The sequence below is a fragment of the Kitasatospora sp. NPDC050543 genome (assembly GCF_044457565.1).
Classification (GTDB): domain Bacteria; phylum Actinomycetota; class Actinomycetes; order Streptomycetales; family Streptomycetaceae; genus Kitasatospora.
The window spans coordinates 1-20,856 of the sequence record NZ_JBITGZ010000061.1 but is presented as its reverse complement, the minus strand read 5'-3'; the positions used below and the strand labels follow the sequence as shown (position 1 = coordinate 20,856).

At 72.4% G+C, this 20,856-nt stretch carries 20 protein-coding genes; 12 read left to right on the top strand and 8 right to left on the bottom strand.

The window, feature by feature from the left end; all coding sequences use genetic code 11:
• Positions 1-570, top strand: a 570-nt coding sequence (locus ACIBH3_RS34860; protein WP_396316145.1) for a protein kinase, incomplete at its 5' end; no start/stop codon positions are given.
• Between the two features lie 70 nt (positions 571-640).
• Here the strand turns inward: ACIBH3_RS34860 and ACIBH3_RS34855 are convergent.
• On the bottom strand, positions 641-2,038 hold the full coding sequence (locus tag ACIBH3_RS34855) for a streptophobe family protein (RefSeq protein ID WP_396316144.1): 1,398 nt from the start codon (positions 2,036-2,038) through the stop codon (positions 641-643).
• A 200-nt stretch (positions 2,039-2,238) separates the two neighbouring features.
• Here ACIBH3_RS34855 and ACIBH3_RS34850 point away from each other — a divergent pair, with 200 nt between their 5' ends.
• Both ACIBH3_RS34850 and ACIBH3_RS34845 read left to right on the top strand, forming a co-directional pair.
• Positions 2,239-3,618, top strand: coding sequence for a DUF6777 domain-containing protein (locus ACIBH3_RS34850; RefSeq protein ID WP_396316143.1), 1,380 nt, complete (start codon positions 2,239-2,241; stop codon positions 3,616-3,618).
• Between the two features lie 75 nt (positions 3,619-3,693).
• A complete protein-coding gene (locus tag ACIBH3_RS34845) occupies positions 3,694-4,275 on the top strand; it encodes a hypothetical protein (protein ID WP_396316142.1) in 582 nt (193 codons plus the stop codon).
• 63 nt (positions 4,276-4,338) lie between these two features.
• Here the strand turns inward: ACIBH3_RS34845 and ACIBH3_RS34840 are convergent, their stop codons facing one another.
• On the bottom strand, positions 4,339-5,706 hold the full coding sequence (locus ACIBH3_RS34840; RefSeq protein ID WP_396316141.1) for a pyridoxal phosphate-dependent decarboxylase family protein: 1,368 nt from the start codon (positions 5,704-5,706) through the stop codon (positions 4,339-4,341).
• Between the two features lie 441 nt (positions 5,707-6,147).
• Between ACIBH3_RS34840 and ACIBH3_RS34835 the strand changes: the two genes are divergently transcribed.
• The gene (locus tag ACIBH3_RS34835; protein WP_396316140.1) at positions 6,148-7,992 is read left to right on the top strand and encodes a M1 family aminopeptidase; all 1,845 of its coding nucleotides are present in this window, start codon (positions 6,148-6,150) and stop codon (positions 7,990-7,992) included.
• Positions 7,993-8,092: 100 nt separating this feature from the next.
• Here the strand turns inward: ACIBH3_RS34835 and ACIBH3_RS34830 are convergent, their stop codons facing one another.
• Positions 8,093-8,887 (bottom strand): metal-dependent hydrolase, encoded by a 795-nt coding sequence (locus tag ACIBH3_RS34830; protein ID WP_396316139.1) that lies wholly within the window; start codon positions 8,885-8,887, stop codon positions 8,093-8,095.
• 292 nt (positions 8,888-9,179) lie between these two features.
• Between ACIBH3_RS34830 and ACIBH3_RS34825 the strand changes: the two genes are divergently transcribed.
• From ACIBH3_RS34825 to ACIBH3_RS34810, 4 genes are read left to right on the top strand one after another with little or no spacing between them, the layout of a single operon-like run.
• Complete coding sequence (locus ACIBH3_RS34825; protein WP_396316138.1) at positions 9,180-10,409, top strand: ABC transporter substrate-binding protein; 1,230 nt, start codon at positions 9,180-9,182, stop codon at positions 10,407-10,409.
• The gene (locus ACIBH3_RS34820) at positions 10,406-11,335 is read left to right on the top strand and encodes a carbohydrate ABC transporter permease (RefSeq protein WP_396316137.1); all 930 of its coding nucleotides are present in this window, start codon (positions 10,406-10,408) and stop codon (positions 11,333-11,335) included. The genes ACIBH3_RS34825 and ACIBH3_RS34820 overlap by 4 nt, the downstream gene beginning before the upstream one ends.
• Positions 11,332-12,165 (top strand): carbohydrate ABC transporter permease, encoded by an 834-nt coding sequence (locus tag ACIBH3_RS34815; protein ID WP_396316136.1) that lies wholly within the window; start codon positions 11,332-11,334, stop codon positions 12,163-12,165. Before ACIBH3_RS34820 ends, ACIBH3_RS34815 begins: the two co-directional genes overlap by 4 nt.
• 35 nt (positions 12,166-12,200) lie before the next feature.
• Positions 12,201-13,382 (top strand): ABC transporter ATP-binding protein, encoded by a 1,182-nt coding sequence (locus tag ACIBH3_RS34810; RefSeq protein ID WP_396316135.1) that lies wholly within the window; start codon positions 12,201-12,203, stop codon positions 13,380-13,382.
• Positions 13,383-13,435: 53 nt separating this feature from the next.
• On the opposite strand, the gene ACIBH3_RS34805 is transcribed toward ACIBH3_RS34810, so the two are convergent.
• Positions 13,436-14,089: a TMEM175 family protein gene (locus ACIBH3_RS34805; protein WP_396316134.1), complete on the bottom strand. Its 654-nt coding sequence runs from the start codon at positions 14,087-14,089 to the stop codon at positions 13,436-13,438.
• Between the two features lie 178 nt (positions 14,090-14,267).
• On the opposite strand from ACIBH3_RS34805, the gene ACIBH3_RS34800 reads away from it, so the two are divergent.
• A complete protein-coding gene (locus ACIBH3_RS34800) occupies positions 14,268-14,714 on the top strand; it encodes an SRPBCC family protein (protein WP_396316133.1) in 447 nt (148 codons plus the stop codon).
• A 112-nt stretch (positions 14,715-14,826) separates the two neighbouring features.
• A complete protein-coding gene (locus tag ACIBH3_RS34795) occupies positions 14,827-16,029 on the top strand; it encodes a cytochrome P450 (RefSeq protein WP_396316132.1) in 1,203 nt (400 codons plus the stop codon).
• 98 nt (positions 16,030-16,127) lie between these two features.
• Here ACIBH3_RS34795 and ACIBH3_RS34790 read toward each other — a convergent pair whose 3' ends face one another.
• The 4 genes from ACIBH3_RS34790 to ACIBH3_RS34775 form a co-directional block, all read right to left on the bottom strand.
• On the bottom strand, positions 16,128-16,481 hold the full coding sequence (locus ACIBH3_RS34790; protein WP_396316131.1) for a hypothetical protein: 354 nt from the start codon (positions 16,479-16,481) through the stop codon (positions 16,128-16,130).
• 77 nt (positions 16,482-16,558) lie between these two features.
• Positions 16,559-17,290: a L,D-transpeptidase gene (locus ACIBH3_RS34785; RefSeq protein WP_396316130.1), complete on the bottom strand. Its 732-nt coding sequence runs from the start codon at positions 17,288-17,290 to the stop codon at positions 16,559-16,561.
• Entirely contained in the window at positions 17,283-17,834 is a 552-nt protein-coding gene (locus ACIBH3_RS34780; RefSeq protein ID WP_396316129.1) for a SigE family RNA polymerase sigma factor, read from the bottom strand. Before ACIBH3_RS34780 ends, ACIBH3_RS34785 begins: the two co-directional genes overlap by 8 nt.
• Positions 17,835-18,024: 190 nt before the next feature.
• Positions 18,025-18,831 carry an SAM-dependent methyltransferase gene (locus ACIBH3_RS34775; protein WP_396316128.1) on the bottom strand — a complete coding sequence of 269 codons (807 nt, stop codon included), beginning with the start codon at positions 18,829-18,831 and terminating at the stop codon, positions 18,025-18,027.
• A 437-nt stretch (positions 18,832-19,268) separates the two neighbouring features.
• Between ACIBH3_RS34775 and ACIBH3_RS34770 the strand changes: the two genes are divergently transcribed.
• A complete protein-coding gene (locus ACIBH3_RS34770) occupies positions 19,269-19,838 on the top strand; it encodes a sigma factor-like helix-turn-helix DNA-binding protein (RefSeq protein ID WP_396316127.1) in 570 nt (189 codons plus the stop codon).
• Positions 19,835-20,650: a hypothetical protein gene (locus tag ACIBH3_RS34765; protein ID WP_396316126.1), complete on the top strand. Its 816-nt coding sequence runs from the start codon at positions 19,835-19,837 to the stop codon at positions 20,648-20,650. The genes ACIBH3_RS34770 and ACIBH3_RS34765 overlap by 4 nt, the downstream gene beginning before the upstream one ends.
• Positions 20,651-20,856 lie beyond the last annotated feature (206 nt).

Below are 20,856 nucleotides of genomic sequence, written 5' to 3'. Positions count from 1 at the left end.
AGCGAACACCCCGAACACCTCTACCTCGCCGACTTCGGCCTCACCAAGAAGTCCCTCTCCCTCAGCGGACTCACCACCGTCGGCCAGATCGTCGGCACCGTGGACTACGCGGCGCCGGAACAGATCTCGGGGCGGCCGGTCGACGGGCGCAGCGACCTGTACAGCCTGGCCTGCGTGGTCTTCGAGATGCTGGTAGGTTCGCCGCCGTTCCGGCGCGACGGGGATCTCGCCCTGCTCTGGGCCCACCTCAACGAACCGCCGCCGGCCGTGACGAGCCTGCGGCCCGACCTGCCGCCGGCCATGGACACCGTGCTGGCCACCGCCCTCGCCAAGTCAGCCGACGACCGCTACGACACCTGCCTCGAATTCGTCGCCGCCCTGCGCGCCGCCGCGGCCGAGGAACCGCCCCACGGGCAGCAACGGTGGCAGTCGGCGGGGCCGGCGACCAAGGTGGTGCCCGCGCTCGTGGCCGAGCCGCCGGTGCCGGGCGGGCCGCCGCAGCCACCCGTCTGGGCGATCCCGGTGATCGCTCCTGGCTCGCTGCGCCGGGACGCCTCGCCGCCCTGGTGAGGAGTCTCGCTCCTCCTGGCCCGTGCCGCGGGCGCGCGCAGCCGCGGTACGGGCGCCCGCCGTACGCGGTTCAGCCCCGGCCGGCCGGCTCCTCGACCTCGCCCCGGCGGCCCGTCCTGGCCGCCAGCAGCGCGCCCAGCGCCCCGGCCACCAGCCCCCACCCCGCAGCCAGCGGGATGTCCAGCAGCAGGTCGGGGCGGAGCGACAGCGATCCGCTGCCGAGATCGCTGACCGTGCTGCCGGCTGCGCCGCCGAGCGCCGTGCCGAGCAGGTCCTGGAGGCCGCCCTCGCCCGCGCTGACGCCGAGCACCGACAGCCCGTAGTCGGCGGTGGCGCGGGTCAACACGCCGACGAGCAGCATGGTGACGGCCATCGCCAGCGCCATCCGCACCGCGTGCTGCCAGAGCTTCACCCCGGCGGGCGAACGCTGCGCCATCAGGAAGCCCGCGAGCAGCACGAGCACGCCCGCCACCACCGGGAGCAGCCAGGCCAGGCCGTTGTAGTCGGCGAGCGCGCCGAGGTCCACGGTGGTCTCCTGCCCGCCGGGCGCCCTCAGCACGGAGGCCAGCGCCGGTGGCATCGGCAGGCCGATCGCCCCGACCAGGTGGCCGTGCCACTGCCCGCCGAGCCCCACGCCGAACCCCAGCCAGGCCAGGTTCGGCAGCGCCAGCAGCACGACCGCGAGGGTCTCCTGGGTCTGCTCCCGGACCAACGCGGTGACGACGCCGACCGCCGCGCCGATGACGACGTACGCGAGCAGGAGCACCAGCATCGCGAACGCCGCCGGGCGCACCACCTGCTGGAACGGCAGCAGGGTGCGCGGCAGCGGTGCCCGCCGCGAGACGGCGAACGCGGCCGCGAGCACCACCACCAGCCACAGCAGGCCGAAGCCGAGTGTCTCGGCGACGTCCGCGTGGAAGCCGACCTCGGGGGTCAGGCCCAGCGCTGAGCCGATCGTGGCGGCCAGGTCGCCGCCGATGGTGACGACGAAGGTGTGCCGGGCGGCCAGGGCGATCAGGACCAGGGCCACCAGCCAGAGCACCACCGTCCGGGCGATCCGGCCGAGCAGCTCTGCGCCGGCCGCCACGGCGCGGAAGCGCAGCTGCCGCACGAACACCTCGGCCATCACCAGGGCGCCGGCCAGGCCCACCGACAGCGGAATCACCGTCATGCCTGCATTCACCTGGGCGAAGAACCCGGCACCGCCGTCCAGCCGTACGGACCCTCCGACGCCCAGCGCCATCGTCGCGGCGAGCACGGCGGGGAACGACCCCGCCGGGAGGGTGTCGGCGCGCGCCAGCCAGAGGCCGAGCGCGGCCATGCCCGCCATGGCGGCGAGCCCGGCCAGCACCACGGCCAGCGCGTCCAACCAGCCGCGCAGGAAGCCCGGGGAGCCGGGGGTCTGCGGGTGCTGCGCCACCGGCCGGCCGGGTTCCTGGTGTGCGCCACTCGGGGGCTGCTGCTGCATGCGGGCTCCTGCGGGTTCTGGGGCCGCTGCGCCGGTCTCTCTCCGGCAGGTCCTCTCCAGGTTCACCCAGGACGGGCCGGCGCGCCTGTGTGCGGCGGGTGTGTCTGCTGTTGCGGCCGGTGACGATCCGGGGCAGAAAGGTGTCTCAGGACATCCCTGTGTCGGCAGCGTTCGCCGAGCGCCGGCGGAATCGAGACCCGATGAGTTCCCAACCGCAGTCCGGTCCCCCCTCTGGTCCCCCCTCGGGGCCGCTCTCCGGGCCCACCTCGGGCCCCGGGTCGGGCCCGCCGCCACCGCCGCCGAGCGGCCCGGGCGGCGGGTCGGCCGGTGGCCCGCCCAGCGGCCCCCCCGGGGGCGCGCCCGGTGGGCCACCCGCACGGTGGTGGCAGTCCTGGCGGCGGGTGGCGCTGGTCGCCGGTACCGCCGTGGTGGCGGTGGTGGTGGCGCTGGTGATCGCGACCAACCAGCACAGCACCGGTACGGCCTCCGCCACGGAGGTCGCGCTGCAGACGCCCGCGGAGTCGGGCGAGGCGCCGTTCACGGACTCGGTGGCGACCACCGCGCAGCCGCTGGACGGCTCGCCGGCGCCTTCGGCCGGTGGGCCCGGCGCCAACTCCTCCGGCCCGAAGGGCATCCGCGATGTGCAGGGCGGCACGGCCGGCCTGTACGGCGGCACGATGGCCAAGCCGAGCTGTGACGTCGAGCGGCTCATCACCGACCTCACGTCCTCCCCCGACAAGGGCCGGGCCTGGGCGGAGGGCGAGGGCATCCAGCAGTCCCAGATCCCCTCGTACCTGCGCTCGCTGACCTCGGCGGTGCTGCGGGTGGACACCAGGGTGACCAACCACAACTACCAGGGCGGCAAGGCCGTCGCCTACCAGTCGGTGCTCCAGGCGGGTACGGCGGTGCTGGTGGACAGCAAGGGCGTGCCCCGGGTGCGGTGTGCGTGCGGCAACCCGCTGACGCCGCCGGTGCTGGCGACGGGCGGGGTGAAGTACACGGGCAAGCCGTGGCCGTCCTTCAAGCCGTCGACGCTGGTGACGGTCACACCGGCGCCCGCGCCGGTGAAGGAGATCGTGTTGGTGAACGTGAGCACGGGTACCTGGTTCGCCCGGGAGACGGGCCACCCGGCCCCGGTCGACAGACCCGTGAAGGCGCCGAGCGGGCCGCTGGCCCCGGGCATCCCGCCCGCGACGCCGGCCCCCTCCGCCTCGGCGTCCGCGTCGTCGAAGTCGCCGTCCTCGTCGGCTTCCTCGTCCTCGTCGAGCTCCTCCTCGTCGTCGAGCTCGCACAGTTCCTCGTCCAGCTCGTCGTCCTCCTCGGCCAAGCCGCCGTCTTCCTCGGCCTCGACGGCCACCTCGTCGGCCTCGGCCTCCTCCGCCACCTCCACGGCCACCTCGAAGGCGGCCACTCCGACGACCGCGACCGCCACAGCGACGACGTCGACCTCGGCCTCGCAGCCGATCTCGCCGTCCGTGACGGGGACGAGCACGACCACGTCCGCGGCCTTGTGCGCGACCACCTCGCCCTCGACGCTGCCGCCGTGTCCGACGCCCTCGCCGCCTCCGCCACTGGTGTGACGGCTGATGGAACCGCCACCCGGGCGGTGCCCGTCTCTCCCAGTGGGATTCAGGCACTGCCCGAGGAGGCAGATCATGCGACGTTGGATCACGGCATTCACGGTGCTCGCCCTCGGGGGCACCGCAACGGCGGCGGCGCCCGCACTGGCCGTCGCGGCGGCGCCGGCGGCGGCCGTCACCCAGTGCCCGACCGGCTGGGGCAGTCTGCCCGAGGGCAACATGGCGATGGGCTCCCAGCCGCTGACGGACGTCAGGACCGGTGCCCACCCCTGCTACGACCGGATGGTGCTGGACGTGCCCGGCACGTCGCCCGCCGTCCCGGCCGGCTACCAGGTCCGGTACGTGGACACGCTCGTCCAGGACGGCTCCGGCAAGACCGTCCCGGTAGGTGGCGGGGCGATCATCGAGGTGGTCGTGGTGGCGCCGTCCAACAGCCCCGAGACCGGCCTGCCCACCTACCCGGGCCGTGCCGGGCAGCCGTTGCCCGGCGTGAACCTGGCCGGGTACCGGGCGTTCGTCGACACCCGCTTCGCCTCCAGCTTCGAGGGCCACACCCAGATCGGGCTCGGGGTCCGGGCCCGGCTGCCGTTCCGCGTGTTCCAGCTCGACAACCGGCTGGTGATCGACGTGGCGCACACCTGGACCGGCGCCCGCTGAGCCGGCCGGGGCCGGTCCCAGCGGCGGGCACCCGCCCGGACCGGCCCCCGCGCCGAACCGCCCTCAGGAGCGGGCCAGCCGCTCCACCCGGGCGTGCAGGTGGTCCACGTAATCCTCGGACTCCGGCTTCATCAGCACGCTGCGCAGGATCCGCGCGCCCTCGGCGTCCGGGGTCACCTTGGGGTGACGCGCCGTCATGGCCTCGGCTCCCACCTTCAGGGTGCTGAGGAAGACCGGGTCCCGCGGGTCGTTCATCCCCGACTCCAGGATGCGGGCCGCGGCGGCGTCGATGCCCGACATGGTGCCGCCGCCGGCCGCCCCGGGGAAGTAGCTCACGATGTCCAACTCCGGTGCCTGGTAGAGCTGAAGGCACTCGGATTGCTCGATGAGCTCCGCCCAGCGCAGCGCGGCCCGGCGGCCCGCCGCGAGGGCCTGCCCGAGCCCGTCACGGGCGGGCGGCAGCAGCTGGAAGGTCAGCCAGAGCGCGGCCGCGGCGGCGCCGGCCCGCGAGCACTCCAGGCTGATCTCCCCCAGGTGCAGTTCGTCCGAGGTGAAGTAGGTGTAGGGCGAGTCGTGCAGGTAGAAGCGGCCCACCTCGGGGTCGCGGAACAACACCGCGCCGCACCCGTACGGCTGGAGGCCGTGCTTGTGCGGGTCGACCACGATCGAGTCGCACTCGGCGATCGCCCGCCACGGCGCCTCGGGCAGCCCCTCGGCGCCGTCCGCGCCGGCGAGCAGGGTGAAGAAGCCCCCGTACGCGGCGTCGACGTGCATGCGGACGCCGTAGCGCTCGCGCAGCGCGAGCGCCCGGTCGATCGGGTCGACCGCGCCGAGCGCGGTGGTGCCGGCGGTGAGGACGACGGTGCCGATCCGGCCCGTGCGCAGCAGTTCCTCCAACGCGTCCAGGTCCATCCGGCCGCGGTCGTCGACCGGGACGGCGTGGCTCTCCACGCCCAGCACGCCGCACATCCGGCCGTGGGTGTAGTGCGCCTCGGCGCTGTGGGCGATGCCCTTGCCGGGGTGGCTCTGCCTGGCGACGAAGAGGGCCTCAAGGTTGGCGATGGTCCCGCTGGTGGTGAGGTGGCCCAGGTGGGTGTCGTAGCCGAACATCGCGGCGAGCTGCTGGACCGCCTCGCGCTCCATCCGGGCGGTGGCCGGTCCGCCGTCCAGTGCGTGGTTGTTGGGGTTGACCAGCATCGCGCCCAGGTAGCCGACGACGGCGGCGGGGTGCGGCGGCTTGAGCATCTGTCCGGCGTAACGGGGATGGAAGAACGGGTAGTTGTCGGTGAGGCGCTCGGTGAAGGCGGCGAACGCCTCGGCGAAGCGCTGGTCGTCGACGTGCAGTGACGGATGCCGGGGGAAGTCGCCGAAGCCGTTGGACCAGTCCTCGTTGGAGGTCACGGCGGCTTGGAGCCAGTGGCGCAAATCCATGGGTCTGCTCCTGTCGGTACTGGGTCGGGGCCGGTGGGACCAGCGCGGCCGGCGGCCGCGCGGGCTGCCGGGCCACCGTGATCCACCCGCTGGTCCTCGGCCCCGACCCTAGGGCCGCGCCGCGCCGCCCGCCATGGTGCCGCGGGCGGCGCGGCGGGGCCTCGCCGGGCGGGGCAGCGAAGCGACGGGGCGGCAGGGCGACGGGGCCCTCGGCGGCCGGGCTCGGGCACGAGCGGTGGACGCTCCGGACGCGATCTATGGCATGACCCTTTCAATGGCGGGGGTTTGCTGCCAGGCTTCCTCTCGGCCCCAGGGAGTGGGAGCGCCTCCCTGCGGCCGCCCAAACGGGCGGTGTCGAGGCGATACCCCCTGCGCCTCAGCCGGATGACGGCTCATCACCTGCCGGGCCGAAGGCGCTCCCCTGACTCCCGAGAGGATCCGATGAGAACCAGACTCATCACCTTCGTCACCGGCGCCGTGCTCCTCGCAGCCGCCGGCACGGCGAACCTCACCACCCCCACACCCGCCCACGCCGCGGACTGCGCAGGCGCCCAGGTCGTGACCAACGGCGGTTTCGAGTCCGGAGGTTCACCCTGGTCCGCGTCGAGCGGGGTGATCACCAGCGGCGGCGGCCAGGCCCCGCACGCCGGCGGCGCCTTCGCCTGGTTGGACGGGTACGGCTCGTCGCACACCGACAGCCTCAGCCAGACCGTCAGCCTCCCGGCCGGGTGCGGCAACGCCACGCTGACGTACTGGCTGCACATAGACACCGCCGAGACGACCACCTCGGTCGCCTACGACAAGCTGACCGCCAAGATCGGCAGCACCACCCTGGCCACCTACTCCAACCTGGACGCCAAGGCGGGCTACCTCCAGAAGACCTTCGACGTGTCCGCCTTCGCGGGCCAGTCGGTGTCCCTCTCCTTCAGCGGTGTGGAGGACTCCGGCCTGCAGACCAGCTTCGTCCTGGACGACCTGGCCCTGAACGTCTCCGGCGGCGGCACCACCCCGCCCGACCCGCCGACCGACCCGACCCGCACACCTGCGGCCCCCGCCTACACCGTCAACCTGACCAGCGACGCCTCGGGCGCCACCTGGACCGGACACGAGAGCGTGAGCTTCACCAACGCCTCGCCCACCCCGCTCACCGAGGTCTACCTGCGACTGTGGGACAACTACCACGGCAGCTGCCCCAGCACCCCGATCACGGCGACCAACGTGACGGGCGGCAGCGCGGCGCCCCTGTCCGTCAGCTGCACCGCCCTGAAGGTCACCCTGCCCGCGCCGCTGGGCCAGGGCCGCAGCGCCACCGTCGGCTTCGACCTCGGCATCGTCGTACCCAGCGGCGCCGACCGCTTCGGCCATGACGGCGCGTTCAACTTCCTGGGCAACGCCCTGCCGGTGCTGGCCGTCCGGGACGCCGCGGGCTGGCACCTGGACCCCTACACCAACAACGGCGAGTCGTTCTACTCGCTGGCCTCCGACTTCGACGTCACCCTCGACCACCCCGACGGCCTGCTGGTGCCCGCCACCGGCACCTCGGTGGACACCCCCGGCACCGCCGGGCGGACGGTCACCCGGGCGACGGCGGCCAAGGTCCGCGACTTCGCCTGGGCCGCCGGCCCGTTCAGCAAGATCTCCGGCACCTCGCCGGGCGGGGTCAAGGTCAACGTGTACGCGGTGAGCGGGATCAGCTCCGCGGACTCCCAGTCGATGCTGACCACCGCCGAGTCCGCGCTCGACGCGCACGCCCAGCGGTTCGGCGCCTACCCGTACACCGAGGCGGACGCCGTCCTGGACAACAACTTCTGGTTCGGCGGCATGGAGTACCCGGGCTTCGTCCTCGACCTGGTCAGCACCACGGCGCTCACCCACGAGTTCGGCCATCAGTGGTTCTACGGCATCGTGGGCGACGACGAGTACAACAGCCCCTGGCTGGACGAGGCCTTCACCGACTACGCCACCGACCTCGCCCTCGGCAAGACCGGCTCCGGCTGCTGGAACAGCGTCTCCTGGGCCTCCTCCGCCGAGAAGATCAGCAACTCGATGGCGTACTGGGACGCCCACTCCTCGCGGTACTCGACCGTCGTCTACGGCTACGGCAAGTGCGCCCTGCACGACCTGCGGCGCCTGATCGGCGACGGTGCGATGACCAAGCTGCTGCACGACTACGCGCAGGCGCACTGGTACGGCGTCTCGACCACCGCGGAGTTCAAGGCCGCGGCGCAGGCCGCCACCGGCACCGACCTGACTTCCTTCTGGACGCAGCACCGGATCGACGGCTGACCCGCCGGCGCCCCGCCCGGACCTCGCTGAGCGTGGTGTCCGGGCGGGGCGCGCGTCCTGGCGGGGCGCGCAGCCGGGTGGCGGCCAGGTTGATCCGCGTTCAGCCGATGTAGCCGAGCGCGCCCAGCGCGCCGATTCCCCCCAGCACCATGAAGACCGGGCTCAGGACCTTGAGCTCGACCCAGCTCCCGGCGCGGAAGCGCATCGCCTTCGGCGGCCCTATCGGGTACCAGCGCTTGCGGCCGACGGGGATGGGCCACAGGATCGGGCAGCCGGAGACCGTCAGCGCGTCACCGATGCAGTGCACCAGGGCGCCGAGGACGATCGGCACACCGATCCAGAGGTACTCCTGGCCGGGCTCGGTGAAGAGCCAGCCCGCGCCGTTGCCGGGCCGGTCCAGGATGTCGGCGATCATCCAGGCGCTGGTGGCGCCCAGCAGCCACACCAGCACGTCGCTGGAGACCCGGGCGTGACGCCAGAGCAGGCCCTCGATGGCCAGCACCATGTGCACGAAGAGCACCCCGAGAACGCCCCAGCGGCCGCCGAGCGCGCAGATCCCGGCCGCCCCGGCCCCGCACATCACCGCCCACAGCCAGGTGTGGGTCAAGGTCCGGTGCCCGCCCGAGCGGCGCGGGTCGCCCTTCTTGCGGGTCGACTTGTACGCGGCGTACGAGAGCTTGTCGATCACCTCGCACAGGTTGCGCGAGACCGGCCCGAAGGCCCGCGATATGGTCGCCGCCTTGTGGTCGAGGTCGGGGGCGAGGGCGGCCCCCGCGCAGATCAGCGCTCCGGTCAGGAGCACCGGCCACGGCATCGGCCGGTCGAGCGACAACGCCAGTGCCCCGGCTCCCAGCCAGGCTGCCGCGCCGGAGAGCGCGTGCGCCGGTCCCATCATGGCGATACCGTCCCTTGATCAGCCCCAGGCACACGGAGAGCGCCTGACGGTGCCGCAGCATACCTGTCCGCGATCTTCGGCTATGTCCCGGTACCGGCCCCGGGCTCCGGCCCCTCCGCCGCCGCGGCGGTTGCGGCATCCGGTGGGCCCCGGCGGCGTGTCGCGGTGCGGACCCGGCCCCCGCCACGACGGTGACCTAGCGTGACTGCATCCGTTCTCCGACAGCAGGAGCGAGATGCCCAAAGGTCGAAAGCGCCGCTCACACTGGCTGAGAGCAGTGAGAGCCGCAGGCATGCTGCCCCTGCTCGCGTCGACGCTCTCCGGGTGCGGCGGCACGGCCTCGGCCGGGCCGGTCGTACTGAACTGGTACAACTTCCCGGACGACTCCGGCGCGCTCCAGCAGGCCGCCGACACCTGCAGCCACTCCTCCGGCGGCAGCTACACCATCCGCTACAACAAGCTGCCCCGGACTGCCGACGGCCAGCGCCAGCAGCTGGTGCGCCGGCAGGCCGCGCACGACACCGGGGTGGACATCATGGGCCTGGACGTCACCTGGACGCCCGAGTTCGCCGAGGCCGGCTGGATCCGGGAGTGGACGGGGCAGCTGAAGGAGCAGGCCAGCATCGACACCCTGGAGGCCGCGCTGAAGACGGCCACCTGGAAGGACAAGCTCTACGCCGTCCCGTACAACTCCAACACCCAGCTGCTCTGGTACCGCGACGACCTGGTGCCGAACCCACCGCGGACCTGGGCGGAGATGCTGGCCCAGGCGGACGCCCTGGCCAAGGCCGGCAAACCGCACTACATCGAGATCCAGGGCGCCCAGTACGAGGGCCTCACGGTGTGGTTCAACACGCTGGTGACCAGCGCCGGGGGGTCGATCCTCACTCCGGACGCGATGGCCCCCTCGCTCGGCCCGCCCGCCGTCGTCGCGGCCGGCATCATGCGCGACGTGGCCCGCTCGCCCGCCGCGGACCCCTCGCTGCCCAACCAGATGGAGGACGAGAACCGGCTCGCGATGGAGTCCGGGACGGCCGCGTTCGAGATCAACTACCCGTTCGTCTACCCGTCCATGAAGGCCAACCAGCCCGAGCTGTTCAAGCACTTCAAGTGGGCCGCCTACCCGGCCGTCGCCCCCGATCATCCGGCCACCGTGACGATCGGCGGGATCGACCTGGCCGTCGGCTCGTACAGCAAGCACACCGAGCTCGCCCAGCAGGCCACCCTCTGCCTGCGCAACCGGGACAACCAGCGGACCAACGCGCTCAAGGGCGGGCTGCCGCCGACGCTGCGCAGCCTGTACAAGGAGGCGGAGTTCAGCCAGAGCTACCCCTTCGCCGCGCAGATCCTGGCCAACCTGGAGTCGGCCAGTCTGCGGCCGCAGACGCCCGCCTACCAGAACGTCTCGATCGCCATCTCGCACACCCTCTCGCCGCCGGCCTCGATCAAGCCCGAGAGCACCATCGCCGACCTGCGCGGCCAGATCGAGGACGCCCTCGGTTCGAAGGGGTTGATCCCGTGAGCCCGTCCACCGCGATCACCGACCGGCACAAGGGCCGGAAGCCGCTCTCCGAGGGCGCCAGACAGGAGCGCCGGCTCGGGCTGCTGCTCTGCGCGCCGGCGGTCGTGGTGATGCTCGCCGTCACCGCGTACCCCATCGTGTACGCCGTCTTCCTCTCGCTCCAGCGCTACGACCTGCGTTTCCCCAAGCAGGCCAGCTTCGTCGGGTTCGCCAACTACGGTGCGGTGCTGACCTCCTCGCTCTGGTGGCAGGCGCTTTGGGTGACGGTGCTGATCACCGTGGTGTCGGTGGCGATCGAACTGGTGCTGGGGATGGCGCTGGCACTGGTGATGCACCGGGCGATCTTCGGGCGCGGCACCGTCCGCACCGCGGTGCTCGTCCCGTACGGGATCGTCACCGTCGTCGCCGCGTACTCCTGGCAGTACGCCTGGACGCCCGGCACCGGCTACCTCGCAGACCTGCTGCCGGAGGGCAGCGCGCCGCTGACCGACCACTGGTCGGCGATCGGGCTGATCATCCTCGCCGAGGTCTGGAAGACCACGCCCTTCATGGCGCTGCTGCTGCTGGCCGGCCTCGCGCTCGTACCGGGCGAGACGGTTCGCGCGGCGATGGTCGACGGCGCGACCTTCTGGCAGCGGATGCGGCTGGTGATCCTCCCGCTGATGAAGCCGGCGATCCTGGTCGCGCTGCTGTTCCGCACCCTGGACGCGTTCCGGATCTTCGACAACATCTATGTGCTGACCGGCGGTTCGAACGACACCGGATCCGTCTCGATCCTCGGCTACGACAACCTCTTCACCGCCCTCAACCTGGGCATCGGGTCGGCGATCTCGGTGCTGATCTTCCTCTGTGTGGCGATCATCGCCGTCGTGTTCATCAAGATCTTCGGTGCCGCGGCACCGGGTGGCGAACTGGAGCGCCGATGATGTCCCGCAGAAGCAGAGAGCTCACCGGTTGGGGCGTCGTCAACCTGATCGTGGTGCTCTACGCGCTGATCCCCGTCTGGTGGATCGTGGCGCTGTCCTTCAAGGACCCGAGCACGCTGAGCGACGGCGACTTCATCCCCCGCAAGTGGACGACGGAGAACTACCGGGGCATCTTCCAGACCTCCGAGTTCACCCGCGCGCTGGTCAACTCGATCGGCATCTCGGTGATCGCCACCACGATCGCCGTGGTGCTCGGGACCATGGCGGCGTACGCGGTGGCCCGGCTGCGCTTCCCCGGCAAGCGGCTGCTGATCGGCATGTCGCTGCTGATCGCGATGTTCCCGCCGATCTCGCTGGTCTCGCCGCTGTTCAACATCGAGCGGGTGCTCGGGCTGTTCGACACCTGGCCCGGGCTGATCATCCCGTACATGACCTTCTCGCTGCCACTGGCGATCTACACCCTGTCGGCGTTCTTCCGCGAGATCCCGTGGGACCTGGAGAAGGCCGCCAAGGTGGACGGCGCCACCCCCGCACAGGCGTTCCGGCTGGTCATCGCGCCGCTGGCGGCGCCGGGCGTGTTCACCACCGCGATCCTGGTCTTCATCTTCTGCTGGAACGACTTCCTCTTCGCCATCTCGCTCACCTCCACCACCGCGGCGCGGACCGTCCCCGCCGCGATCGCCTTCTTCACCGGCAGTTCGCAGTTCCAGCAGCCGACCGGCTCGATCGCCGCGGCGGCCGTGGTGATCACCGTGCCGATCGTGGTGTTCGTGCTGCTGTTCCAGCGCCGTATCGTCGCCGGGCTCACCGCCGGCGCAGTCAAGGGTTGAGCCCGCCCAACCCGGGCGGACCAGGAAGGCAGACCGTGGCCGAGATCGTGCTCGACGGCATCACCAAGCGTTACCCGGACGGCGCGCTCGCCGTCCGTGACTTCAACCTGACCATCGCCGACGGCGAGTTCGTGATCCTGGTCGGCCCCTCGGGCTGCGGCAAGTCCACCACCCTCAACATGATCGCCGGGCTGGAGGACATCACCGAGGGCACCCTGAGGATCGACGGCCAGGTGGTCAACGACCGGGCGCCCAAGGACCGCGACATCGCCATGGTGTTCCAGAGCTACGCCCTCTACCCGCACATGAGCGTGCGGGAGAACATGGGCTTCGCGCTGCGGCTGGCCAAGACCGACAAGGCCGTCATCAGGTCAAAGGTGGACGAGGCCGCCCGCATCCTCGACCTCACCGAGCACCTCGACCGCAAACCGGCCAACCTCTCCGGCGGCCAGCGCCAGCGGGTCGCGATGGGCCGGGCGATCGTCCGCGACCCCAAGGCCTTCCTGATGGACGAGCCGCTCTCCAACCTGGACGCCAAGCTCCGGGTGCAGATGCGCACCCAGATCTCCAGGCTCCAGCGCCGGCTCGCCACCACCACGGTCTACGTCACCCACGACCAGGTGGAGGCGATGACCCTCGGGGACCGCGTGGTGGTGATGCGCGGCGGCGTCGTCCAGCAGGTCGGCTCCCCGCAGCATCTGTACGACGCGCCCACCAACCTCTTCGTGGCGGGCTTCATCGGCTCGCCCGGGATGAACTTCCTCACCACCACCCTGGAGGAGGGCGTGCTGCGCACCACGCTCGGCGACCTGCGGGTGGACGACCGCCTGCGGCAGCTGCTGGAGCGCCAGAACGCCCCCCGTGAGCTGATCATCGGCCTGCGGCCGGAGGACTTCGAGGACGCCGCGCTGGTGGACAACCGCCAGGAGGGGTTCACCTGCACGGTGACCGTCGACATCCTGGAGCACGTCGGCTCGGACGTGTTCGCCCACTTCACCGATGAGAGCGGCCCCACCGGCGCGGCCGAACTGGCGGAACTCGCCGCGGACTCCGGCCAGGCCGACACCGGCATGCAGGGCCACCAGGTGATCGCCCGGCTTAGCACCGAGACCCGGGCCACCGAGGGCGGTGAGCTGGAGCTGTGGATCAACACCAGGCGGATCCACGTCTTCGACCCGGCGACGGGCGCCAACCTCACCCACCCCGAGCCGGCCTGACCTCGTCCAACCCCGAGGGGCCCGACCACGAGGCCGGGCGCGGAGCCGACGGGTCACTTCGGCTCCGCGCTGCCCGGCTGCCGGGTGGGGACGGGCGTCTGGTTGAACGCGTAGTAGACCGCCAGCAGGCCGTGGAGGGCCAGGGCGAGCACGGCCGAGGCGAACGCGAGGGCGACGGTCAGGGGGTAGACGATCAGGCCGAGGCCGAACCGCAGCCGGGTGGCACGGGCGGCCCGGACGTCGACGCGGTCGTCGAAGCAGTGGCCGGTACGCGTGACGTAGTACCAGAACAGGAAGAAGGTGACGGCGTGGGCGACCATCACCGCGCCGTAGACGGCGGCCGCGACGTTCGAGGCCCCGGGCTCCCGCAGGTTCTCGGCCACCAGCGCGGTGGGGAACGGCAGCGCGGCCACCACCAGGAGCAGCAGCAGGTTGAGGAACACCAGGGTCCGGTCGACGCGCGCGATGTAGCTGAACACGGTGTGGTGGTTCACCCACATCACGCCGATCACCAGGAAGCTGACCACGTACGCGCCGTAGGAGGGCCACTCCTCCCCCAGCGCGTGCCACAGCTCGTGGGCGCTGTGGGCGGAGGGCACGCTGATCTCCAGCACCAAGAGGGTGATCGCGATGGCGAACACGCCGTCGCTGAAGGCCTCGACCCGCGCCGAGTCTCTCATTCCGGCCGCCGCCGGGTCTGTCGCCACCCGGCGAGAATGCCAGAGGACCGGGGCCGGGCGGTGGAGCGACGCGGCTGTGCCGTGGCTGCCGTGTCCGGTCTGGGCGAGCCGGCAGGGGGTGCGCGAGCCTCCCGGGTGGCCCGGGGGTGATCTGCGATGATGCCGGGACACCGCAGCCGAAGAACACCTGAGCGCAGGAGAACCCATGGCCGGTCAGTTCGAGGCGACGGTCGAGATCGACCGACCCGTCGCGCAGGTCTTCGCCTTCCTCGCCGACGGCGAGAACGACCCGAAGTTCAGCCCCCGGGTGCTGGAGATGGCCAAGCGTACGGACGGCCCGACCACGGTGGGCACCGTGTACGTGAGCACCGTCAAGGACGCCGGCATGAAGACCCACCGGGAGATCCGGATCAGCGAGTTCGAACCGCCCTCCCGGATCCGCTGGACGGAGCTGTCGAAGAACCTCGTAACCTCCGCCCAGGGCGGCTACGACCTCGAACCCATCGCTGACGGCCGGACCAGGCTGCGGGTCTTCAACGTGCTGGAGGGCCACGGCATCGGCAAGCTGGTGGCCGGCTTCGCGCTGAGCGCGGCCCGCAAGGACGCGGACGCCTTCGCCCGCCGGATCAAGGCCGCCGTCGAGGCGTTCTGAGAGCCGCGCGGCGGGGCGCTCCGTAGGGCCTCGCGTACGGCGTGTGCGGCTGGCCGGTCCGCGTCAGCGGTAGACGGGCACGGCGCGGGGCGCTCCGCATAGGGTGTGGATCATGGCGACCACCCACCCCCACCCGGAACCGGCCCTCACCCCGGCCGACCTCCTGCAGGACCTCTACGCCGGCTATGCCACGCTGCGCGCCACCTCGCCCGTGCAGCGGATGACCGGCCCGGACGGCCTGCCCTTCTGGCTGGTCACCAGGTACCAGGACGTCAGAGGCCTGCTCGCCGACCCCAGGCTGGCACTGGACAAGCACCATGCCCTGCCCGGCAACTACCGGGGCATGGCACTGCCGCCCGCTCTCGACGCCAACCTGCTGAACATGGACCCTCCGGACCACACCCGGATCCGCCGCCTGGTCTCCCAGGCGTTCACCCCGCGCCGGGTCGAGGCACTGCGCGCTCCCGTACAGCGCATCGCCGATCAGCTGCTGGACGCCGTCGAACCGCTCGGCCGGGCCGATCTGATCTCCTCCTACGCGGCGCCCCTGCCGATCGCGGTGATCTGCGACCTGCTGGGCATCCCGGTCACGGACCGGCAGGACTTCCGCTCCTGGACGGATGCGTTGATCACCCCCGACCCGGCCCGCCCCGAGGCGGCCCGGGCAGCGGTCGCCGCGATGGTGGAATTCTTCGCCCGGCTGATCGAGCACAAGCGGGCCGCTCCCGCCGACGACGTCCTCTCCGCGCTGATCACGGCCCGGGACGACCAGGACCGGCTCAGCGAGGACGAGTTGACCTCGCTGGCCTTCCTGATCCTCTTCGCCGGCTACGAGAACACCGTGCACCTGATCGGCAACGGCGTCCTCGCCCTGCTCGACCACCCCGAGCAGCTCGCGGCACTGCGCGCCGACCAGGCCCTGCTCCCGGGCGCCGTCGAGGAGCTCGCCCGCTACGACGGGCCGGCGCCGCTGGCGATCCGCCGGTTCCCCGTCGTGGACGTCACGGTCGGCGAGGTGACCATCCCGGCGGGCGAGACCGTCCTGCTCGCCCTCGCCTCGGCCAACCGCGACCCGCAGCAGTTCGAACGGCCGGACGAGCTGGACCTGCGGCGTACGGCAGGCGCGCATGTGGCGCTCGGCCACGGCATCCACTACTGCCTGGGCGCGCCGCTCGCCCGGCTGGAGACCGGGATCGCCCTCGCCACCCTGCTGCGCCGCTTCCCCGCTCTCGCCCTGGACATCCCGCGCGCCGACGTGCGCCGACGGCCCTCGTTGCGCGCCCGGGGGCTCCTCGCGCTCCCGGTGACGTTCTGACGTGAACCGCCCCTTCGCGCGCCCCCGCGCCCCCGCCTGCGCGGGGGCGCGGGGCACTGGGCCGTCGGGCGCGGGGGCGAGGGAGAGGGCGGTGGCGGTCAGGGCCTGGGCGCGAGCCCGGCATGGACGCCGTCCGGGCTCTGCTGCTCGTGGTAGCGGAACCACACGCCGACCGCCCCCGCCGTGCCGGCGAAGTCGCTCAGCGGTGCCGCGGGGTCGGCCAGGTACCTCGGCTCCTCCCACTGCTGCGCCAGGACGGCGACCACCTCGGCGCCGCACCGCATCGTCCACGTCGCGCGCCCGCCGCTGATCTGCGCCAGGTAGCGGTTCTCCCGCACCCACCGCGCCAGTTCGGCGAGCGACATGTCGTCCGGGAGCTCTCGGACCACCTCGTGCGGGGCGTCGGTGTCGTCCCCCATGCTCACACTGCTGCGCGTCAGCGTCACTCTCATGTCCGCAGCCTACGCACGGTGACGCGCACCGCCGTCAGACGCGCTGCACGGGATCCCGGTGGCCGGCCCAGGGGCTGCTAGGGGGCGGACGGCGCGCCGGCAGCCGCGTCCGGCTCCGGGTCGACCAGCTCCACCACCTCACCCACTGCCACCTCGCCGAAGTACCAACGCGCGTCCTCCGGGCTCAGCCCGACCAGGCCCGAGGTGACGTTCTCCTTGCCGAACACGTCCGCGCTCTGCCAGTCGAGCGCACAGACCGAGGTGGTGTAACCGTCCTCGGCCACCAGCCGGACGCACCAGTGCACATCCAGGTCGTACTGCGGGCCCAGGCCGGCGGTCCCCGCGCTCATCCGGGTGGTGGCCTGCTTCTCGGCCACGCGCATCCGCCCCGGCCTGGTGGCGTACCCGGGGCGCCCCGCGGTGATGGGCAGGCTCCTGATCCGGCCCGTGCCGTCGTCAACGGTCAGGCGGTGCGCCGCGAGATCGATCGTGGTGGTCGGCGCGAGCGCACCCGTGGGGGCGCCCGCCGTCGAGTTCACCACGGGCGCGCCCGCGGCGGGCAGCGCACCCGCGGCGGGCCCGCCCTCCCCTGCGCGCCCCTGCGACAGCGCGCCGATGCTCCCCAGCACCGCGACCGCGCAGACGGCCACCGAGGCCGCCACCACCGCGCGCCGCCGGCCACGCCGCCGCATCCCCCGCTCCCGTACCAGCGCGTACGGCGGCGGCAGCGCGACCGGACTCCGCGCCACCAGCCGGTGCAGCGCCAGGGAGATCCCGTCCTGCCGGGCGAACTCCTCCGCGTCAGGCACAGCTGCGCATCCTCTCGGTGTGAGCGGGCCGAAGGCCGGTGTCGCCCGCCCCCGCCCTGGAGTCGTCCGGGTCGTCGCCGAGGTACCCGGCCAGGGCGGCGCGTCCGCGCGACAGCCTGGCCTTGATGGTGCCGAGCGCGGCCCCGGTCTCGTCGGCTATCTGCTGGAGGCTCAGGTCGCAGAGGTGGAAGAGCACGATGGCCTGCCGCTGGGGCGCGGGCAGTCTGCGCAGCGCCGCGACCAGGGCGGTGTGCTCGGGGCCCGGCCCCGGCACGTCCTGCGGCGTGAACTGCTCGCACTCCAGCGCCCGCCCGCGCCTGGCCCGCCGCCAGCGGCTGACGGCCAGGCGCCACGCAACGGTACGGATCCAGGCCTGCGGCGTCCCCTCCTCGCTCGACAGCCGGCCGCGCCGCGCCCAGCCCCGCACGAACGCCTCCTGCACCGCGTCCTGCGCCTCGCCGAAATCCCCCGTCATGGCGTAGATCTGCTGCACCAGCAGGGAGAACGAGGACATGTAGAACGCGCTGTACTCCTCATCGGTCATCCTGTCGCTGCTCCGTCGTCTCGATCGGATGCCTGCGCATCCACCATCTCTACGGACGGGCGGCCGATGAGGTTGCATCCGCGCCGGCGGGAATCCTGCCCGGGCGGGCGCGCCCGAGCCGGTGCGCAGGGGCGTGTGAGAGGCCGCCGTGGCGAGACGACGGGGCGACGGGGCGACGGGGCCCGCGGGCTCAGGGCTTGCGCGCGACGGCCGCGTAGGCCGAGACCTGGGCGTCGGCCACGGCCGGATCGGGCCCCGCGCCCTCGGGGCGCCAGCGGTGGGTGGCGGTGATCCCGGGATCGAGGAGTTCCCAGCCCTCGAAGAAGCGGGCGAACTGTTCCCGGTCGCGCATCTGGACGGAGGTCCCGGCGGCGGCGTAGACCTGGGTGATCCGCTCGGTCTCCTCGGGGGCGAAGTCCGGTGTCCCATGGGTCATGACGAGCATGCTGCCCGGCGCCAGGGCCGTCTTGAAGTGCTCGACGACGCCCAGTGCGTCCCGGCTGTCGGGGACGAAGTGCAGCAGCGCGTTGAGGCTGAGGACGATGGGCTCGGCCAGGTCCAGGTTGGCGCGCAGCTGCGGTGCGTCAAGGACGGACTTGGGGTCGGTGACGTCGGCCTGGACGTAGCTGGTGCGGCCCTGCGGTGTACTGCGCAGCAGGGCCTGGGCGTGGGCGAGGACGATCGGGTCGTTGTCGGTGTAGACGACGTGCGCCCGCGGCTCGATCTGCTGGGCGATCTCGTGCAGGTTGGGCTGGGTGGGGATGCCGGTACCGATGTCGAGGAACTGGCGCAGGCCCAGGCCCGCGAGCAGCCGGGTGGAGCGGTGCATGAAGGAGCGGTTGGCCCGGGCGGCGGTCTCGGCCCACGGGAAGACCGCCATCACCTGGCCTGCGGCCTCGCGGTCGGCCGCGAAGTTGGTCGTCCCGCCCAGGTAGTAGTCGTACATCCGGGCGGAGTGCGCCCGGTGCAGCTCCAGGTTCACCTCGGCGTCGTCCATGGCCATCCCGTCCCCCAGGTCTCTACGCTCGCCGTCCGCTGCCACGCGCGGCCGGCAGGTCGCCGTGGTTCATGCCCGTGGTTCATGCCCTTGGTTCGTACCCGTGATTCGCGCCCGTGTTTCATGCCCAGGCTGTGTGCACCACTAACCACCGGCAGCGACATACCGACGGGCACCGGGACGTCAAGTCGGTCAGTTCAAATGGCATATGACTATACATCAGCCCTACGAGTAGTCATACTATTACCTTCGGTAGTCCTTTCTGGGGATCTTCCTGCATCATGGGCCTCCCGGTGCGCTTCGATGTTCCCGTGGGCTCAGGGGTTCCCCCGAGCCGCCGACGGTCACAGCGCGGCACCCGCCGCCGGTACGGGAGGGCAGGAATGACCATCGACAGGGGTGCGCCGCCGGCCGGCGGGTACCGGGGAGGGCGGACGGTGAGCGACAGCAGCGAGGCCGCGCCGGAGGGCGCCCGGCTACGGGTCACCTTCGAGGCGTTCTGCACCACCCACGAACGCGCCTGGCGGGGATTCGCCCGCACCCAGGTCGGTACCGAGCAGGACGCAGCCGTGGTGGTCGGCGCGATGAAGGAACACCTGAGCCGCAACTGGGCCCTCGCCCTGCGCCAGGAGATCCCCGCCGCGTACGCCTGGCGCCTGCTCAAGGAGCACCTCGCGGCCTGGCTCGCCACCGCCGGCCACACCCGCCCGGCACTCGTCCAGACCGCCGCGTTCGACGCCGCCATCCGCTACTTCCAGGACCAGGCGCGGATCAGCCTGGAGAGCCTCCCGGAACAGATCGGCCTCTTCACCGCCATCCTGGACCTGCCCGAGCGCCAGCACGACGTGGTGGTCCTCAAGTACTGCATGGACATGGACGACTCGAAGATCGCCGAGTACCTGGGCACCCCGCTCGCGACCCTGCGGTCCAACCTCCGCCACGCCCGACGGCGACTCGCCCGCACGCTGGGACGGCCGGAACTCGCCGACATGCGGGGAGAACGGTGAGTTCGCATCCCGAGCCGGACCGGAGCCTGCTGTCCTGGCTGCGCGGCTACCACCCGGCGACCGGTCGCGGCACGAATCCCGGCGCGGCGGCCGGGCGGATCGACCCGGGCGCCCCGGCCGGCCCGCACGCCCTCGACGATGCGGACGCTCCGGACGGCACGGACGGCACGGACGCCCCGGACGCCCCGGACGCCCCGACCCGGGTGTTCCCCGGCGGGCCCGGCGTACCGCCGGCCGGACCGGTCCACATCACCGCCGCCCCCGCCCGGCTGCCGTCCGAACACGAGCAGGCCGCCCACGAACTCGCCCTCGCGACCGCCCTGGTGCTCAACGCCCCGCAGGCCTCCCGGGCACTGGACCTGCTCGTCAACAGCGACCGGATCCACCCCGAGGGCGCCGTGGTGCTCGCCAGCCTGCTCTTCATCACCGGGCGCGAGGACGCCGCGCAGTTCTGGTGGCAGTTCGCCGCCGGATCCGGCAACGGCACCTCCGCGTATTGCCTGCACCTCTACCACCTGCACATCGGCGAGACCCGGGACGCCGCCTACTGGCGCGCCCAGGCCGAGTTCCTCGCCGCCAATCCACGGCCCACCCGGGCGCGCGGCTACCGATCCGGCCGGCCGCTGCTGCCCGAGGACGTCCGCCGCGACATCCTCTCGCGCTGCCACCGCGGCCTGCACCCCCGTCTGCCCACCGCCCTGGAGGCCGTCATCAACCGCCTGCTGGTCGACAGCGACGACGAGGACTTCGGCGAGATCCCCCAGCCCTCACACACCCTCGCCGTCGAACTGACCAGCGCCCGCACCAGCTGAGCCTGCGGCCGCAGGCCCCGGTCCAGGATCGCGAGATCGCGGCGCCGATCGAGATCCGGCCGCCGTGGGGGTGGCCCGACGGCCGTGATGTGGCGGGGGCCACGTTCGGGGGTGGGGTTCGGTGGCGGGGCGGGCTCGGGTGGTGACCGTGTGTCGACGGTGTGGGCGGGCTCACAGCACTTCCGGTGTGAGCCACGCCATCGAAT

What these genes read in the sequence shown, in the direction of transcription:
- ACIBH3_RS34825 (WP_396316138.1), top strand. Translation starts at nt 9,180, where the DNA reads ATGCTGCCCCTGCTCGCGTCGACGCTCTCCGGGTGCGGCGGCACGGCC.
- ACIBH3_RS34775 (WP_396316128.1), bottom strand. Translation starts at nt 18,831, where the DNA reads ATGGACGACGCCGAGGTGAACCTGGAGCTGCACCGGGCGCACTCCGCC.
- ACIBH3_RS34845 (WP_396316142.1), top strand. Translation starts at nt 3,694, where the DNA reads ATGCGACGTTGGATCACGGCATTCACGGTGCTCGCCCTCGGGGGCACC.
- ACIBH3_RS34840 (WP_396316141.1), bottom strand. Translation starts at nt 5,706, where the DNA reads ATGGATTTGCGCCACTGGCTCCAAGCCGCCGTGACCTCCAACGAGGAC.
- ACIBH3_RS34850 (WP_396316143.1), top strand. Translation starts at nt 2,239, where the DNA reads ATGAGTTCCCAACCGCAGTCCGGTCCCCCCTCTGGTCCCCCCTCGGGG.
- ACIBH3_RS34795 (WP_396316132.1), top strand. Translation starts at nt 14,827, where the DNA reads ATGGCGACCACCCACCCCCACCCGGAACCGGCCCTCACCCCGGCCGAC.
- ACIBH3_RS34855 (WP_396316144.1), bottom strand. Translation starts at nt 2,038, where the DNA reads ATGCAGCAGCAGCCCCCGAGTGGCGCACACCAGGAACCCGGCCGGCCG.
- ACIBH3_RS34800 (WP_396316133.1), top strand. Translation starts at nt 14,268, where the DNA reads ATGGCCGGTCAGTTCGAGGCGACGGTCGAGATCGACCGACCCGTCGCG.
- ACIBH3_RS34830 (WP_396316139.1), bottom strand. Translation starts at nt 8,887, where the DNA reads ATGATGGGACCGGCGCACGCGCTCTCCGGCGCGGCAGCCTGGCTGGGA.
- ACIBH3_RS34790 (WP_396316131.1), bottom strand. Translation starts at nt 16,481, where the DNA reads ATGAGAGTGACGCTGACGCGCAGCAGTGTGAGCATGGGGGACGACACC.
- ACIBH3_RS34780 (WP_396316129.1), bottom strand. Translation starts at nt 17,834, where the DNA reads ATGACCGATGAGGAGTACAGCGCGTTCTACATGTCCTCGTTCTCCCTG.
- ACIBH3_RS34815 (WP_396316136.1), top strand. Translation starts at nt 11,332, where the DNA reads ATGATGTCCCGCAGAAGCAGAGAGCTCACCGGTTGGGGCGTCGTCAAC.
- ACIBH3_RS34835 (WP_396316140.1), top strand. Translation starts at nt 6,148, where the DNA reads ATGAGAACCAGACTCATCACCTTCGTCACCGGCGCCGTGCTCCTCGCA.